This window comes from Bradyrhizobium sp. ORS 375 (assembly GCF_000239775.1).
Classification (GTDB): domain Bacteria; phylum Pseudomonadota; class Alphaproteobacteria; order Rhizobiales; family Xanthobacteraceae; genus Bradyrhizobium.
This window is the reverse complement of sequence record NZ_CAFI01000186.1, coordinates 26,189-38,661: the sequence shown is the minus strand read 5'-3', so window position 1 is coordinate 38,661 and position 12,473 is coordinate 26,189. Positions and strand designations below refer to the sequence as shown.

At 66.9% G+C, this 12,473-nt stretch carries 11 protein-coding genes; 7 read left to right on the top strand and 4 right to left on the bottom strand.

The window, feature by feature from the left end; all coding sequences use genetic code 11:
* Positions 1-890: 890 nt before the first annotated feature.
* Positions 891-1,523: an RraA family protein gene (locus BRAO375_RS16000; protein ID WP_009028504.1), complete on the bottom strand. Its 633-nt coding sequence runs from the start codon at positions 1,521-1,523 to the stop codon at positions 891-893.
* Positions 1,524-1,645: 122 nt separating this feature from the next.
* Between BRAO375_RS16000 and BRAO375_RS15995 the strand changes: the two genes are divergently transcribed.
* Both BRAO375_RS15995 and BRAO375_RS15990 read left to right on the top strand, forming a co-directional pair.
* On the top strand, positions 1,646-2,545 hold the full coding sequence (locus BRAO375_RS15995) for a LysR family transcriptional regulator (RefSeq protein ID WP_009028503.1): 900 nt from the start codon (positions 1,646-1,648) through the stop codon (positions 2,543-2,545).
* 130 nt (positions 2,546-2,675) lie between these two features.
* Positions 2,676-3,584 carry an amino acid ABC transporter substrate-binding protein gene (locus tag BRAO375_RS15990; RefSeq protein WP_035640583.1) on the top strand — a complete coding sequence of 303 codons (909 nt, stop codon included), beginning with the start codon at positions 2,676-2,678 and terminating at the stop codon, positions 3,582-3,584.
* Positions 3,585-3,628: 44 nt separating this feature from the next.
* Here the strand turns inward: BRAO375_RS15990 and BRAO375_RS15985 are convergent, their stop codons facing one another.
* From BRAO375_RS15985 to BRAO375_RS15975, 3 genes are read right to left on the bottom strand one after another with little or no spacing between them, the layout of a single operon-like run.
* A complete protein-coding gene (locus BRAO375_RS15985; protein WP_009028501.1) occupies positions 3,629-4,654 on the bottom strand; it encodes a class II aldolase/adducin family protein in 1,026 nt (341 codons plus the stop codon).
* A 14-nt stretch (positions 4,655-4,668) separates the two neighbouring features.
* A complete protein-coding gene (locus tag BRAO375_RS15980; protein WP_009028500.1) occupies positions 4,669-5,538 on the bottom strand; it encodes a TIGR01459 family HAD-type hydrolase in 870 nt (289 codons plus the stop codon).
* Entirely contained in the window at positions 5,535-6,809 is a 1,275-nt protein-coding gene (locus tag BRAO375_RS15975) for an FGGY-family carbohydrate kinase (protein ID WP_009028499.1), read from the bottom strand. The genes BRAO375_RS15980 and BRAO375_RS15975 overlap by 4 nt, the downstream gene beginning before the upstream one ends.
* A gap of 181 nt (positions 6,810-6,990) precedes the next feature.
* Here BRAO375_RS15975 and BRAO375_RS15970 point away from each other — a divergent pair, with 181 nt between their 5' ends.
* From BRAO375_RS15970 to BRAO375_RS15950, 5 genes are all read left to right on the top strand, one after another.
* On the top strand, positions 6,991-7,980 hold the full coding sequence (locus BRAO375_RS15970; RefSeq protein ID WP_035640580.1) for a sugar-binding transcriptional regulator: 990 nt from the start codon (positions 6,991-6,993) through the stop codon (positions 7,978-7,980).
* A gap of 41 nt (positions 7,981-8,021) precedes the next feature.
* Positions 8,022-9,461 (top strand): extracellular solute-binding protein, encoded by a 1,440-nt coding sequence (locus BRAO375_RS15965; RefSeq protein ID WP_009028497.1) that lies wholly within the window; start codon positions 8,022-8,024, stop codon positions 9,459-9,461.
* Between the two features lie 102 nt (positions 9,462-9,563).
* Complete coding sequence (locus tag BRAO375_RS15960; RefSeq protein ID WP_175345325.1) at positions 9,564-10,490, top strand: carbohydrate ABC transporter permease; 927 nt, start codon at positions 9,564-9,566, stop codon at positions 10,488-10,490.
* An 11-nt stretch (positions 10,491-10,501) separates the two neighbouring features.
* Entirely contained in the window at positions 10,502-11,359 is an 858-nt protein-coding gene (locus BRAO375_RS15955; protein ID WP_009028495.1) for a carbohydrate ABC transporter permease, read from the top strand.
* A gap of 6 nt (positions 11,360-11,365) precedes the next feature.
* On the top strand, positions 11,366-12,469 hold the full coding sequence (locus BRAO375_RS15950) for an ABC transporter ATP-binding protein (protein WP_009028494.1): 1,104 nt from the start codon (positions 11,366-11,368) through the stop codon (positions 12,467-12,469).
* Positions 12,470-12,473: the final 4 nt, after the last annotated feature.

Here is a 12,473-nt window from a genome sequence, read left to right as displayed (position 1 = left end):
GGGCGGCTTATACGTCCTCTCCCCGGGGACCGGCTTGATTGCCCCCGTCACGGACGGATCATCACCATCCGCTTGGCCTCGGCGTCGGGAGGCCAGGACCCTACGATTTCGCCGGCGCATCGAGCTCGTTCGTCCGCATGACGCATCGCCATGCTGCGAGCCGACACACCCACCGCATCCCACACCCGCGCGTCGTGACGATCGCGATGCGCCCCTCTTGGCGAGGCGGGACGGGGGCATCCAATCATGATTTCGCCGAAAGCGAAACAGAAACATTTTCGGCCGGAGGACTGGACAGAGGTGATGTGCTTGAGCCCACAGGGGAAATGAGCTTTTTGGCGCACGGTCTCGGGCGCCTGGTGCAGCCTTGCTTGCGCAGCAAGACGCCGGCATGCGAGCCTGAGCTGCCCGTCGGGCAGGCAGCGCTATCGCATATGGCTCGGCGCTCACCGGGGCCTCTTGGTTCGAGACGCGCCGAAGCCGGTGCTCCTCATCATGAAGGTTGAGAATCCCGCCGCGAAACGGGCCTCGCCGGCTGCGCAATCCCTGGCCCCGCCGCGGCGCGCGTTAGCTTGCCTCCGGAATGCGCCCGTAGCCGCCCGTCAGCGGTATCAGCAACGGCCGCGGCGCGCGCGTGCCGGTATCCGCGTCAACCGTCGCGGCCGATGCGAGCGAGATCGTGATCCATCGGCATGATGCGAAAACCGGCGATCTCCACATCCACTTCCCGCGGTTGGGCTTCGAGCTTATGGCGGCATCGTGCGAGTTTGAGTCGAGCCGCGGCGGCTCGCCCAGTATGACACGCCCCGCTTTTCGCCGTAGTTCGGAGAGAAGGTGGCCGCGGGAATGGTCGGATGGCATCGCAGGGGACCGGCTGCAGCCGTGCGCGGCTACTTTCCGTAGGCGCCCTGGTAGCGTCCCGCGCGGATGCTTGCCAGGATCTCCGCCTCGCGCTGCTCCTGCGCCCGCGCCATCTCCAGCAGATGCGATGCGCGCTCCGGCGCGAAGGCGACGACGCCGTCGGCATCGCCCACCACGATGTCGCCTGGCGCAACCACCATGCCGCCGATCGAGACCGGCTCGTTGATGGCGCCCGGTCCGTTCTTGTAGGGGCCGCGATGATTGGCGGTGCGAGCGAACACGGGAAACGGTGACGTCATCAGCACAGCTGAGTCGCGGATGGCGCCGTCGAGCACGATTCCGGCCGCGCCGCGCTGCTCGGCGATCGCGGCGATGATCTCGCCGACGAGGGCGCGCGTCTCGTCGCCGCCGCCATTGATCACGAGCACCTCGCCGGGCTTGATCATATCGAGCGCGCGATGGACGAACAGGTTGTCTCCCGCCGCGGTGTTGACCGTGAGCGCTATCCCGGCCATGGGCGGTCCCTTGTAGAACGGCTTCAGGCTAGTCGCTCCGGGCAGGCGCTGCAGATTGTCGCTGATCACGGCCGTCGGGATCTGCCTGAAGGGCGCGATCAGCCCGGGATCGATGGTCGCAACCGGCCGCTGTTCGTTCCCACTCATTGTCGCTCCCCTCGATAATGATGCGCGCCGCCGACGGCGGCGCGGGCGCTGGTGTAGGACTCGCGCGAGATCCAGAAAACAGATAAATGACGATGCCATCCCATCGCTTTTGAGAATGTCAGATGATCACGCTGAAGCAGCTCGAGGCTTTGCACTGGATCGTGGAGCTCGGCACATTCGAGCGCGCCGCGGCAAAGCTCAACACGACGCAATCCGCGATCTCCAAACGCGTCCAGGAGTTGGAAGCGTCGGCGCGGGTTCCGCTGTTCGACCGCAGCCAGCGCGGCGCGCGCCTGACCGAGCGCGGCGAGGAGATCCTCGCACTGGGCCGGCAGATGCTGACGCTGCAGGGGCAGATCCTCGAGCTGAAGGACGGACGGCAGCCCCCGGCGCGCCGGTTGCGCCTCGGCACCACCGAACTGTCGGCGCTGACCTGGTTGCCGCGCCTGGTCTCGGCGATACGGGAGGAGCATCCGGCCGTGGTGATCGAGCCCGAGGTGGATACCTCCCGCACGCTCTACGATCGCCTGATCGAGGGGAGTGTCGACCTTATCGTGATTCCGGACGTGTTTTCGGACCCGGAGGTGACCTCGGTCAGGCTTGCCGAGGTCCAGAACGTCTGGACCGCGCGGCCCGGTCTGGTGCGGTCGCGTCGGTCTCTCGGATTCGAGGAGCTCGGCGAGTACACGCTGCTGATGCAGGGCCGTCGCTCGGGGCAGGGGCTCTACATCAACAGATGGCTCACGGCGAACGGTGTCGCGTTCAAGCGCGCGATCTCGGTCGACAACCTCACGGCTCTCGTCGGACTCGCCGTCGCCGGCCTCGGCATCAGCTACCTTCCGCGACGCTGTTTCCGGCCGCTGTTCGCCGAGGGGAAGCTCTCGATGGTTCCGGTCCGGCCGGCGCTCCCGGCCGTGCCGTATTCGGCGATGTACCGCAACGACAGGCCCTCGGCGCTGACGGCCGTTGTCGCCGAGCTGGCGCGCAAGACCTGCGACTTCAGCCGGCAGCTCCAGGGCTAAGCGTCCTCCGGATGGCATCACTTTTCGGAATGCATGTTGGAGCGTTTTTATCCCTTTTCATCGCAATCGGCCGAAGCGAGTCTGCTGTCCGGATACGACACGCCAGGCATGACGACAAGGAGAGGTTTCGATGCGCCGATGGGGATGTGTAGTGGCACTGGTTCTGGCGGCGAATACCGCGGGTGCCGAGGAATTGAGCGGCACGCTGCAGAAGATCAAAGAGACCGGCAGGATTGCGGTCGGCTTCCAGGAGTCCTCGGTCCCGTTCAGCTATCTCGATGGCAACCAGAAGCCGGTGGGCTATGCGCTCGACATCTGCGCGCGGATCGCCGACGCCGTGAAGCGGGACCTCGGGCTGCCCAACCTCGTGGTCGAGACCGTTCCGGTCACCTCGTCCACCCGCATTCCGCTGATGACCAACGGCACCATCGACCTTCTGTGCGCCTCGACCACCAACAACGCGGAGCGCCAGAAGCTCGTCACCTTCACCAACACGCATTTTCTCAGCGCAACGCGTTTCGCTGCCAAGGCCTCGAGCTCACTGCGGCGGATCGACGATCTGAAGGGCAAGACGGCCGTTGCGATCGCCGGGTCGACCAACATCTCGCAGTTGAACAAGGTCAATGTCGAGCGCAAGCTCGGCATCACCATCGTTCCCGCCAAGGACCAGGCCGAGGCTTTCCTGATGCTGGAGACCGACCGGGCGCAGGCCTATGTGCTCGATGACGTCCAGCTTGCGGTTGCGATCGCACGCTCCAAGGAACCGGCGGCCTATGTCATCAGCGATGATGCCTTCTCCAAGGCCGAGCCGTTCGGCATCATGCTGCGCAAGGACGATGCCCCATTCAAGGCGCTCGCCGACCGCGTCACGGCCGCGCTCTATCGGAGCCCGGAGATCGAAAAGCTCTACAAGACGTGGTTCGAATCCCCGGTTCCGCCGACCGGAATCAACTTCAACTACCCGATCCCGGCCGCATTGCGGGCCGCGTTCAAGAAGCCCAGCAGCAGCCCCGATCCGGAGGCCTATCCGGCCGAATGAGGCCGGTGATCGCGTCGGCTGATCCGAGCCCCGACGCAGGCCATCTACCCCCGGCTTGCCGTCACTTGCTGGCGGTAGCGCTCGGCATCCCAGTTGAGCAGCATCTGCTCGTGCTGGGATGAGAGATAGCTGATCTCGGCTGAGAGCGGCAGGCGGCTGGTCACGAGCGCGAGGCAGCTCAGCATCGCCTCCGCGCCGGGACTGGCGTCGCTGCGGATGACGGCGCCAAGGCCCGGCACCAGCGCAGCGATCGGCGCGGGCAGGCCACTCGCCTGTGCCCGCGCGAGCAATGTGGCGAGGCCGTCGGCGCCCTCGACCGTCGGCAGGCCCGGGCCGAGGAAGACGACGTGATCCGGATACAGCGATCCGCCGGTCGCTATGGCGCGGCTGTAGGGATCGGTGGCGATGCCGTGGCTCTCGGCATCATGCGGCAGGCGATAGTCGGTGCCGGCGCAGAGACGGTGCAACCCATCTTCGTCAGCCGGGGGCGTGGTGCGCACCGGCAGCGCCAGCCTGGTCTCCACATCGTGCACCAGCGCTTCGGCCTGCTCGCAAGTCTCTGCGCCGACGACGAGGCCGTGATTGCCGAGGATCAGCACGTCGATGCGTTCCTGCGCCACGATGGCGCCGACCGCGCGTGCCAGCGGCAGGCCGGGATGGAAGTAGTCCAGATGACGCCAGGCGAGGCCCTCGAGCCTGCTCGCGAACTCATCCCGGGCATCGCGGCGCGCCGCCCAGGCAATGGTGTTGACGGCATGGACATGCAGCACGACACGATGCGGCATCAGCGCATGCAGCGAGGTCTCGATCGATGCGCGCAAGGGACCGGGAGCGGCCAGCGGAATGCGCTCGTCATCACCGGCGAGCGCCGCGCGCGCGGCCGGCAGCAGCACCGGCACGAAGATGTCCTTCTCGTTGGCATCTGACAGCCACGTGCCCGACGCCTTCACCCAGAGCACGTCATCGTCCTTCACCGATGAGTTGCCGCCGGCGCCCTGCACCAGCAGCATGTTGCGGCCGACGCGCGCCGACATCGCGCGCAGCGCTTGAAGATCTCCGGGCTCGCGCATCTCTCGTCTCCTCGTCACCAGGCAAGCTGCTGCATCGTCCAGGTCGGCATGCGGCTGGCCGAGCCCGCGAGCTTGCGCGTTGCGGCCGCCAAATCGGGCGCGTCCCCGAGCGTCGTGCGATGCACGCCCTCGGCGAGCAGCAGGGTCTGCATCCCCAGCGCGCGGGCGCCGGCGACGTCGTGGTCGAGCGAGTCGCCGATCATCAGCACGCGGCGCGGATCAGGACGGCCGAGTTGCTCCAGCGCGGCCGCGAAGATCGGCTCGTGCGGCTTGCCGACGAAGCTCACGGCGCCGCCGAGCCACTCATAGGCACGCGCGAGCGTGCCCGGCGCCGGCACGAGACCGGTTGCGCCGAACATCATCAGGTCGGGATTGGCGCAGATCATCGGCACCTGCCGGCCGACGGCGCGTGTGAAGAGGTCGCGCCAGATGTCGGGCTCGGCGACGTCCTCGTCGAGCCCGCCGAGCAGGATGAAATCGGCGTCGCGGGTGTCGTTGACGATGACGAGCTCGAGCCCGTCGACCAGCGAGCAGTCGCCGCCACGCGTGATCAGGAAGCAGGCGTCGCCGCAATCGGTGAACGGCGCACGCGTGCGGTCGCGCAGGCCCGTCCAGGTCACTTCGCCCGATGTCAGGATGCCGTCATAGGTCGCGCGTGGCAGCCCGAGCTGGGCGAGGCGCTCGGCATTGGGGCCCGCCCGCTTGCCGGAGTTCGACAGCACGAGCGTGTGCTTGCCCGCGTCGCGAAGCCGGGTGACGCAGTCGTGCGCCGCCGGAAACACCATGCGGCCGTCATGCAGCGTGCCCCATTGGTCGAGCAGCACGTGATCGAACCGGTCGGCGATGGCGGACAGGCCATCGATCTCACAGGCGGCGGCCGTCATTGCGGCGGCCCCTGCAAGGCGAGCAGCGCGGTGCCGTAGCTCGCCTCGGTCTGCGTCGCGACGCTCACGGGCACGCCGATGATGCGCGTGCGGATCCCGGTCCACGCGGCATTCCGGGCGCCGCCGCCGATGCTGATCACCCGCCGCAGCGCCGGCGCGCCGAGCGCCCGGAGACGTTGATAGGCCAGCGCCTCGACGGAGGCGATGCCTTCGAGCAGCGCCTGGAAGAAGCGGTGGTCTTCGGCCGGCCGCGGCGCGATCCGCGGCGCCAGCGCGGGATCGGCGATCGGAAAACGCTCGCCGGGCTTCGGCAGCGGATAGTAGTCGAGCCCGGTGGGATCGTCGGGGCGAAGCAACGGGGTCATGCGCTTCATGTCGTCGGCGGTAAAGTGCGCCAGCAGGGCGGCGCCGCCGGAGTTCGACGCGCCGCCGGCAAGCCATTTGTCGCCGAGCCGGTGCGAGTACACGCCCTGGTCCGCGGCAAAGATCGGCTGCGTGGCGATCAGCTTCAGCACCAACGTGGTGCCGAGCGAGGTCACGGCGTCGCCCGGGGTCTCGGCGCCCGTGGCGATGAAGGCGGCGACACCGTCGGTGGTGCCGGCGACGATGCGCGCAGAGCGGGACAATCCGAGCGCACGCGCGATCCCCGCATCGACCTCGGCGAAAGGTGTGCCCGGAACCAGAACGGTCGGCAGCATGTCGCGCGGCACGCCGAGCTGATCGAGCCAATTGGGCCAGCGGCGCTGCACCGGGTCGTAGCCGAGCTTGAGCGTGTTGTTCTCGTCGCTGACGCCGTGGCGGCCGGCGAGCCGTCCGGCGATCCAATCGGCCTGATGCACGACGCGCGCGGCGCCCGATGTGGAGGACAGCAGACGCATGAGCTTCGCCAGCGGGCTGCTCGTGCCATGCGCGCCGCTCTCAGGTGGTGCGACGGCGGCGATGCGGCTCGCTTCCTGGACCGCGCGCGCGTCGTTGTACATCAGGCCGGGCGAGCAGGGCCGTCCGCCGGCGTCGATCAGCAGCAGCGTGCCCGACGTGCCGTCGACCGCGATCCGCGCGACGGCGCCGAGATCGACGCGCTCGCCGAGCTGATGGAGCGCCGCGACAACAGCCTGCCACCACAGCTCGGGATCCTGCTCGATCGCGTCGCCGTCCTGAACGGGCGCGGCGAGCAGCACGGCCGATGAGCCCTGAATCGTGCCGCGGCCATCGGTCGCGCAGGCGCGCACGCCGCTGGTTCCGACGTCGATCCCGACAAACAACTCCCTCATGCGACCTCTTCTCGTTGCGATCGGGCGAGCATGCCGATGCTCGCCCGGCTCGTCACGCCCTGACGCACCGCAGCACGTTTTCGGGATTGACGGCCGGATCGACGTCTGCAATTTTTTGCAAGGTGTGAAGAATTTTGCAAGCAGGCATTCGCGCGTGACGACAGCTTCCGACAGGGCGCCCATGATTGACGGCGAGGCCTCGCTGGCGACGCGCGCGGCGTGGCTGTATTTCGCTGCCGGACTGACGCAGTCGGAGGTCGCCGACCGTCTCAACATCCAGAGCACCAAGGCGCATCGCCTGATCGCGCGTGCCAGCCGCGAGGGCATGATCCGCGTGTTCGTCGAGGGGCCGGTGGCCGAATGCGTCGCGCTGGAGAATGCGCTCGCCGACCGCTACGGGCTCGACTTCTGCCGCGTCGCGCCGGATCTCGGCGAGGGCGATCTTCCCTTGAAGGCGCTGGCGCTGGAAGGTGCGAGCTTCCTGCGGCAGGTGCTCGAGCGCGGCGACGACAAGATCATCGGCGTCGGCCACGGCCGCACGCTCGCGGCCGTCGTCGCGCAACTGCCGCAGACGCCGGCGCGCGACGTGCAGTTCGTCTCGCTGCTCGGCGGCCTGACGCGTAAATTCGCCGCCAATCCGTTCGACGTGATCCATCGGCTCGCCGAGCGCACCGGCGCCGAGGCCTATCTGCTACCTGTGCCGGTGTTTGCCAACTCCGTGGCTGATCGCCGCGTGCTGATGCAGCAGTTCGGCATCGCCGACGTGTTCGCGCTGGCGCAGAAGGCCTCGCTCTTGTTCGTCGGCATCGGCCAGATCCACGCCGACGGCTTTCTGGTGTCGAGCGGCATGATCAAGCCCGACGAGGTCGTCGAGCTCAAGCGCGCCGGCGCCTGCGCCGATCTGCTCGGCCACTTCTTCAACGCCGACGGCGAGCTGCTCGATCTCGACCTCTCCGCACGCGCCACCTCGATGGCGGCGAGCGATCTCAAGAAACACCGCATCGTCGCCATCGGCGGCGGCGAGGCGAAGATCACGGCGCTGCGCGCGGTGCTGCGCAGTGGCTTTCTGAACGGCCTCATCATCGATGAGGTGACCGCTCAGGCACTATCTACCGACAAGCCGGAGAAAACATCCGGTCACTCCAAGAACAAAAGTCGGAAGGGCAGGTAACGCGACTACGTCTCACCAACAAAGACAAAGGGAGGGTTGAAATGTACGATCGTGAGAAGAATCTCTTTGCGTCCTATGCCGGCAAGCGCATCAGCCGGCGTGATCTGCTCGACGGCGCCGCCAAGCTCGGCATCGCCGGCGTCGCCGCCAATGCCGCCTTCGCCTCGGCGATGTCCAAGGCCATGGCCGCGGACTTCAACTGGAAGGCCCAGAGCGGCAAGACCGTCAAGCTGCTGCTGAACAAGCACCCTTACGTCGATGCGATGATCGGCGACATCGAGGCGTTCAAGAGCCTGACCGGCATGAACGTCACCTACGACATCTTCCCGGAGGACGTCTATTTCGACAAGGTGACTGCCGCGCTCTCGTCAAAGTCGGATCAGTACGACGCTTTCATGACCGGCGCCTACATGACCTGGACCTATGGTCCGGCTGGCTGGATCGAGGACCTCAACACCTACATCAAGGATCCCGCCAAGACCAATCCGGCCTTCGCCTGGGATGACGTGCTGCCGGGCCTGCGCTCCTCGACCGCGTGGGACGGCGTCGCGGGCTCCGAGCTTGGCTCGGGCAAGGCCAAGCAGTGGTGCATTCCGTGGGGCTACGAGCTCAACAACATCACTTACAACCGCAACATCTTCAGCAAGGTCGGCGTCAAGCCGCCCGGCAATCTCGATGAGATGCTGGAGGTCGCGGCCAAGATCACCAAGGACGCCGGCGGGCCCTATGGCGTCGGCGTGCGCGGCTCGCGCTCCTGGGCCACCATCCATCCCGGCTTCCTCTCGGCCTATTCGAATTTCGGCCAGAAGGACTTCGTGATGGAGGGCGGCAAGCTCAAGGCCGCGATGAACACGAAGGCCTCGAAGGACTTCCACGAGAAATGGGTCAAGATGATCCAGGGCTCGGGTCCGAAGAACTGGTCGACCTACACCTGGTACCAGGTCGGCACCGATCTCGGCGCCGGTGCCTCCGGCATGATCTTCGATGCCGACATTCTCGGCTACTTCATGAATGGCGGCGAGAACAAGGAGCGCGGCAATCTCGGCTATGCGCCGTTCGCGGCCAATCCGGCCGCCAAGGCGCCGACGCCGAACGTCTGGATCTGGTCGCTGGCGATGTCGAGCTTCTCCAAGCAGAAGGACGCGGCCTGGATCTTCATGCAATGGGCGGCGTCGGTCGAGCACGATTTGTTCGGCGCGCGCAAGATGGACTTCGTCAATCCGGTCCGCACCTCCGTGTGGAAGGACAGCGAATTCCGTGACCGCATCGCCAAGTCCTATCCGGGCTATCTCGAGCAGCATGACCTCTCGGCGCCTGGAGCCAAGATCTACTTCACGGCGCAGCCGCTGTTCTTCGATCTCACGACGGAGTGGGCGGCGTCGCTGCAGAAGATGGTGGCCAAGGAGATCACTGTTGACGAGGGCCTCGACAAGCTTGCCGAGAGCATCAACCGTCAGCTGAAGCAGGCCGGCCTCGGCTGAGGCCGCGCCGCACCTCCCTGGCCGCCCACCGGTCCGGACGCTCCCCACAAGCGTCCGGGCCGGCCCCATACCCGCGACGATGTGATCACGCCTGTCATGAGCATGGCCCAACTTGTCGAGACCGAGGCGACGCCACGCCGCACGAAACGCTGGCGCGGGCGGCTGCTGCCCTATCTGCTCAGCCTGCCGGCACTGCTGGTCTGCATCGCCATCCTGGTGCCGTTCGTGACTGCCGCGATCTATTCGCTGCAGCGCTACCGGCTCAATTTGCCGTATCTGCGCGGCTTCATCGGCGTCGACAATTACATCGACTTCCTGTCCGATCCCGCGTTCTGGAACACGCTGCGGATCTCGCTCGTGTACACCGCGGTGACGGTCATCGCCGAACTGCTGCTTGGCCTCGGCATCGCGCTGCTGCTGCGACGCCCCACGCGCTTCCACAACGCGGTCTCGATCATGCTGCTGCTGCCGCTGATGACGGCCCCGGCGATTGCGGCCCTGATGTGGAAGCTGATGACCAATCCGAGCTTCGGCATCCTGTCCTATCTGGTCGGTCTCCTCGGCGTGCACGACTTCAAATGGGCGTCCGACCCGTCGACCGCGCTGTTCACCGTCGTGCTGGTCGATGTCTGGGTCTATACCCCCTTCATCATGATCCTGCTGCTGGCCGGCCTGCGCTCGCTGCCGCGGCAGCCGTTCGAGGCGGCGGCGCTCGATGGCGTGCCGGCGAGCTTCGTGTTCTTCCGCATCACCCTGCCGATGCTCGCGCCCTACATCATCACGGCGTCGCTGTTCCGGCTGCTCGATTCCATCCAGCAGTTCGACATCGTCTATGCGATGACGCAAGGCGGGCCAGGGGACCGGCTGATGGTGTTCCAGGTCCAGGCCTATCTGGAGTTCTTCCAGTACACCAATGTTGGACGGTCGGCAGCGCTGCTGATGATCCTGTGGCTGATCACCAACGTCCTGTCGAACATCTTCATCAAGAACTGGCTGCGGCTGCGCGCACGCGCCCACGGTCACGCCTGAGGGAGCCGCCGATGGATCACTCCAGTCTCGCCGGGCGTATCTTCCGCGGCATCGCGCTTTCGCTGGTGCTCGTGTTCTTCATGTTTCCGATCGTCTGGATCCTGTTGATGTCGTTCCAGACCAACGAGCAGATCCTGCGCATTCCGCCGCGCATCCTGTTCGAGCCGACGCTCGCCAATTACGAGGCGCTGATCTCGGGCCAGCTGCGGACGGCGGCCGGCAATCTGCAGATCGAGTTCATGCGCAACCTGATGAACAGCTTCGTGCTGTCGAGCGCGTCGGTGATCCTGGCGCTGCTGCTCGGCGTGCCCGCCGCATATGCGTTCGCGCGGTTCAAGTTCAAGCTCGGCGAGACCATTGCCTTCACGCTGCTGTCGTTCCGCTTCGCGCCGCCGCTGCTGGTGCTGCTGCCGCTGTCGCTGTACTACCAGCAGCTCGGGCTGAACGACACGTATTTCGGCATCGTCTGGGTCTATCAGCTGATCGCCTTGCCGTTGATCCTGTGGATCGTGCGCGGCTATTTCGAGGACATCAGCCCTGACATCGAGCACGCCTACCGGTTGGCCGGGCATTCCTGGCGCGAGGCGTTCACCCGCATCGCGGTCCCGTTGGCGGGACCGGGGATCGCGGCGGCGGGTCTCTTGTCCTTCATCTTCTGCTGGAACAATTTCGTCTTCGCGCTGATCCTGGCCTCGGCCGACAAGCAGCCGGTGACGGTCGGCGCGCTCGCCTTCGTCACCGCGTCGGGCATCCAATACGGGCAGATCGCCGCGGCGATCGTGCTGTCGGTGACGCCGACCCTGCTGCTCGCGCTCTACGCACAGCGCTATCTGGTCGAAGGCCTGTCGCTCGGTGCAGTGAAGGGTTGAGGAAGAATGGCGCGTCTCGAACTCAAATCCGTCGGCAAGAGCTTCGGCGCTGTCAGCTGCGCCAGGGACGTGTCGCTCGCGGTCGAGCCCGGCGAGATCGTCGCGGTGTTCGGTCCGTCCGGCAGCGGCAAGACCGTGCTGCTGCGCATGATCGCCGGCATGTTCGAGCCTGACGCCGGGGACATCCTGGTGGGCGGCCACTCGATCGTGGATGCGCCGCCGGAGCAGCGCGGCATCGGCATGGCGTTCCAGAATTTTGCGCTGTTCCCGCATATGAGCGCGCGCGACAACATCGCCAGCGGGCTGCGTGCGCGTGGCGCGGGCGACATTGCAGCCAAGGTGACGCAGATGAGCCGGCTGCTGAAGATCGAGCATGTGCTCGGCCACCGGCCGCGCGAATTGTCCAACGGCCAGAAGCAGCGCACCGCGCTGGCGCGCGCGCTGATCGGCAATCCCGAGGTGCTGCTGCTCGACGATCCCCTGCGCAACGTCGACGCCAAGCTGCGCTACGAGATGCGGCTGGAGCTGCCGAGCCTGCTGCGCCGCAGCTCAGCGGCGGTACTCTACGTGACGCAGGATTATCGCGAGGCGATGGCGATCGCCGATCGCATCGCCGTGCTCATCGACGGCCGCCTGGTGCAGGTGGCGCGGCCCGAGGAGATCTATGCGCGGCCGGCCTCGGTCGCGGTGGCGCGGCTGTTCGGCGATCCCAGCATCAATCTCTCCGAGGTCGCGCCGGTCGCGGAGCAGGGCCGGCTGATCGCGGCCGTCGCCGGCACGCAGATCCGGCTCGACGCGGACGATGTGCCCTCCGGTGCGCGCGAGCGCTGCTGGCTCGGCGTCCGGCCCGACGATGTCGTGGTGACCCGCCAGGACGGCGAGGGCGCGATCCCCGCCCGCATCGTCGCCATCACGCCGCTGCACGAACGGGCCGTGGTGCTGCTGCGCTTCGCGGATGGCTCCGAATGGCTGGCGGCGCTGGCGCCCGAGGCGCTGGACGCCGGCGCCGACGAGGACGTGTTCGTGCGCTTCGCGCCCGAGGCGGCGCTGCTGTTCGACCATGCGACCGGAGACCGCATCGGTGCGCCGCCGCGGCGGCAGGCGGCGTGAGGGA

Coding starts and splice junctions, on each gene's coding strand:
- BRAO375_RS15995 (WP_009028503.1), top strand. CDS start 1,646: ATGATCACGCTGAAGCAGCTCGAGGCTTTGCACTGGATCGTGGAGCTC.
- BRAO375_RS15975 (WP_009028499.1), bottom strand. CDS start 6,809: ATGAGGGAGTTGTTTGTCGGGATCGACGTCGGAACCAGCGGCGTGCGC.
- BRAO375_RS15960 (WP_175345325.1), top strand. CDS start 9,564: ATGGCCCAACTTGTCGAGACCGAGGCGACGCCACGCCGCACGAAACGC.
- BRAO375_RS15970 (WP_035640580.1), top strand. CDS start 6,991: ATGATTGACGGCGAGGCCTCGCTGGCGACGCGCGCGGCGTGGCTGTAT.
- BRAO375_RS15985 (WP_009028501.1), bottom strand. CDS start 4,654: ATGCGCGAGCCCGGAGATCTTCAAGCGCTGCGCGCGATGTCGGCGCGC.
- BRAO375_RS15955 (WP_009028495.1), top strand. CDS start 10,502: ATGGATCACTCCAGTCTCGCCGGGCGTATCTTCCGCGGCATCGCGCTT.
- BRAO375_RS15990 (WP_035640583.1), top strand. CDS start 2,676: ATGCGCCGATGGGGATGTGTAGTGGCACTGGTTCTGGCGGCGAATACC.
- BRAO375_RS16000 (WP_009028504.1), bottom strand. CDS start 1,523: ATGAGTGGGAACGAACAGCGGCCGGTTGCGACCATCGATCCCGGGCTG.
- BRAO375_RS15980 (WP_009028500.1), bottom strand. CDS start 5,538: ATGACGGCCGCCGCCTGTGAGATCGATGGCCTGTCCGCCATCGCCGAC.
- BRAO375_RS15950 (WP_009028494.1), top strand. CDS start 11,366: ATGGCGCGTCTCGAACTCAAATCCGTCGGCAAGAGCTTCGGCGCTGTC.
- BRAO375_RS15965 (WP_009028497.1), top strand. CDS start 8,022: ATGTACGATCGTGAGAAGAATCTCTTTGCGTCCTATGCCGGCAAGCGC.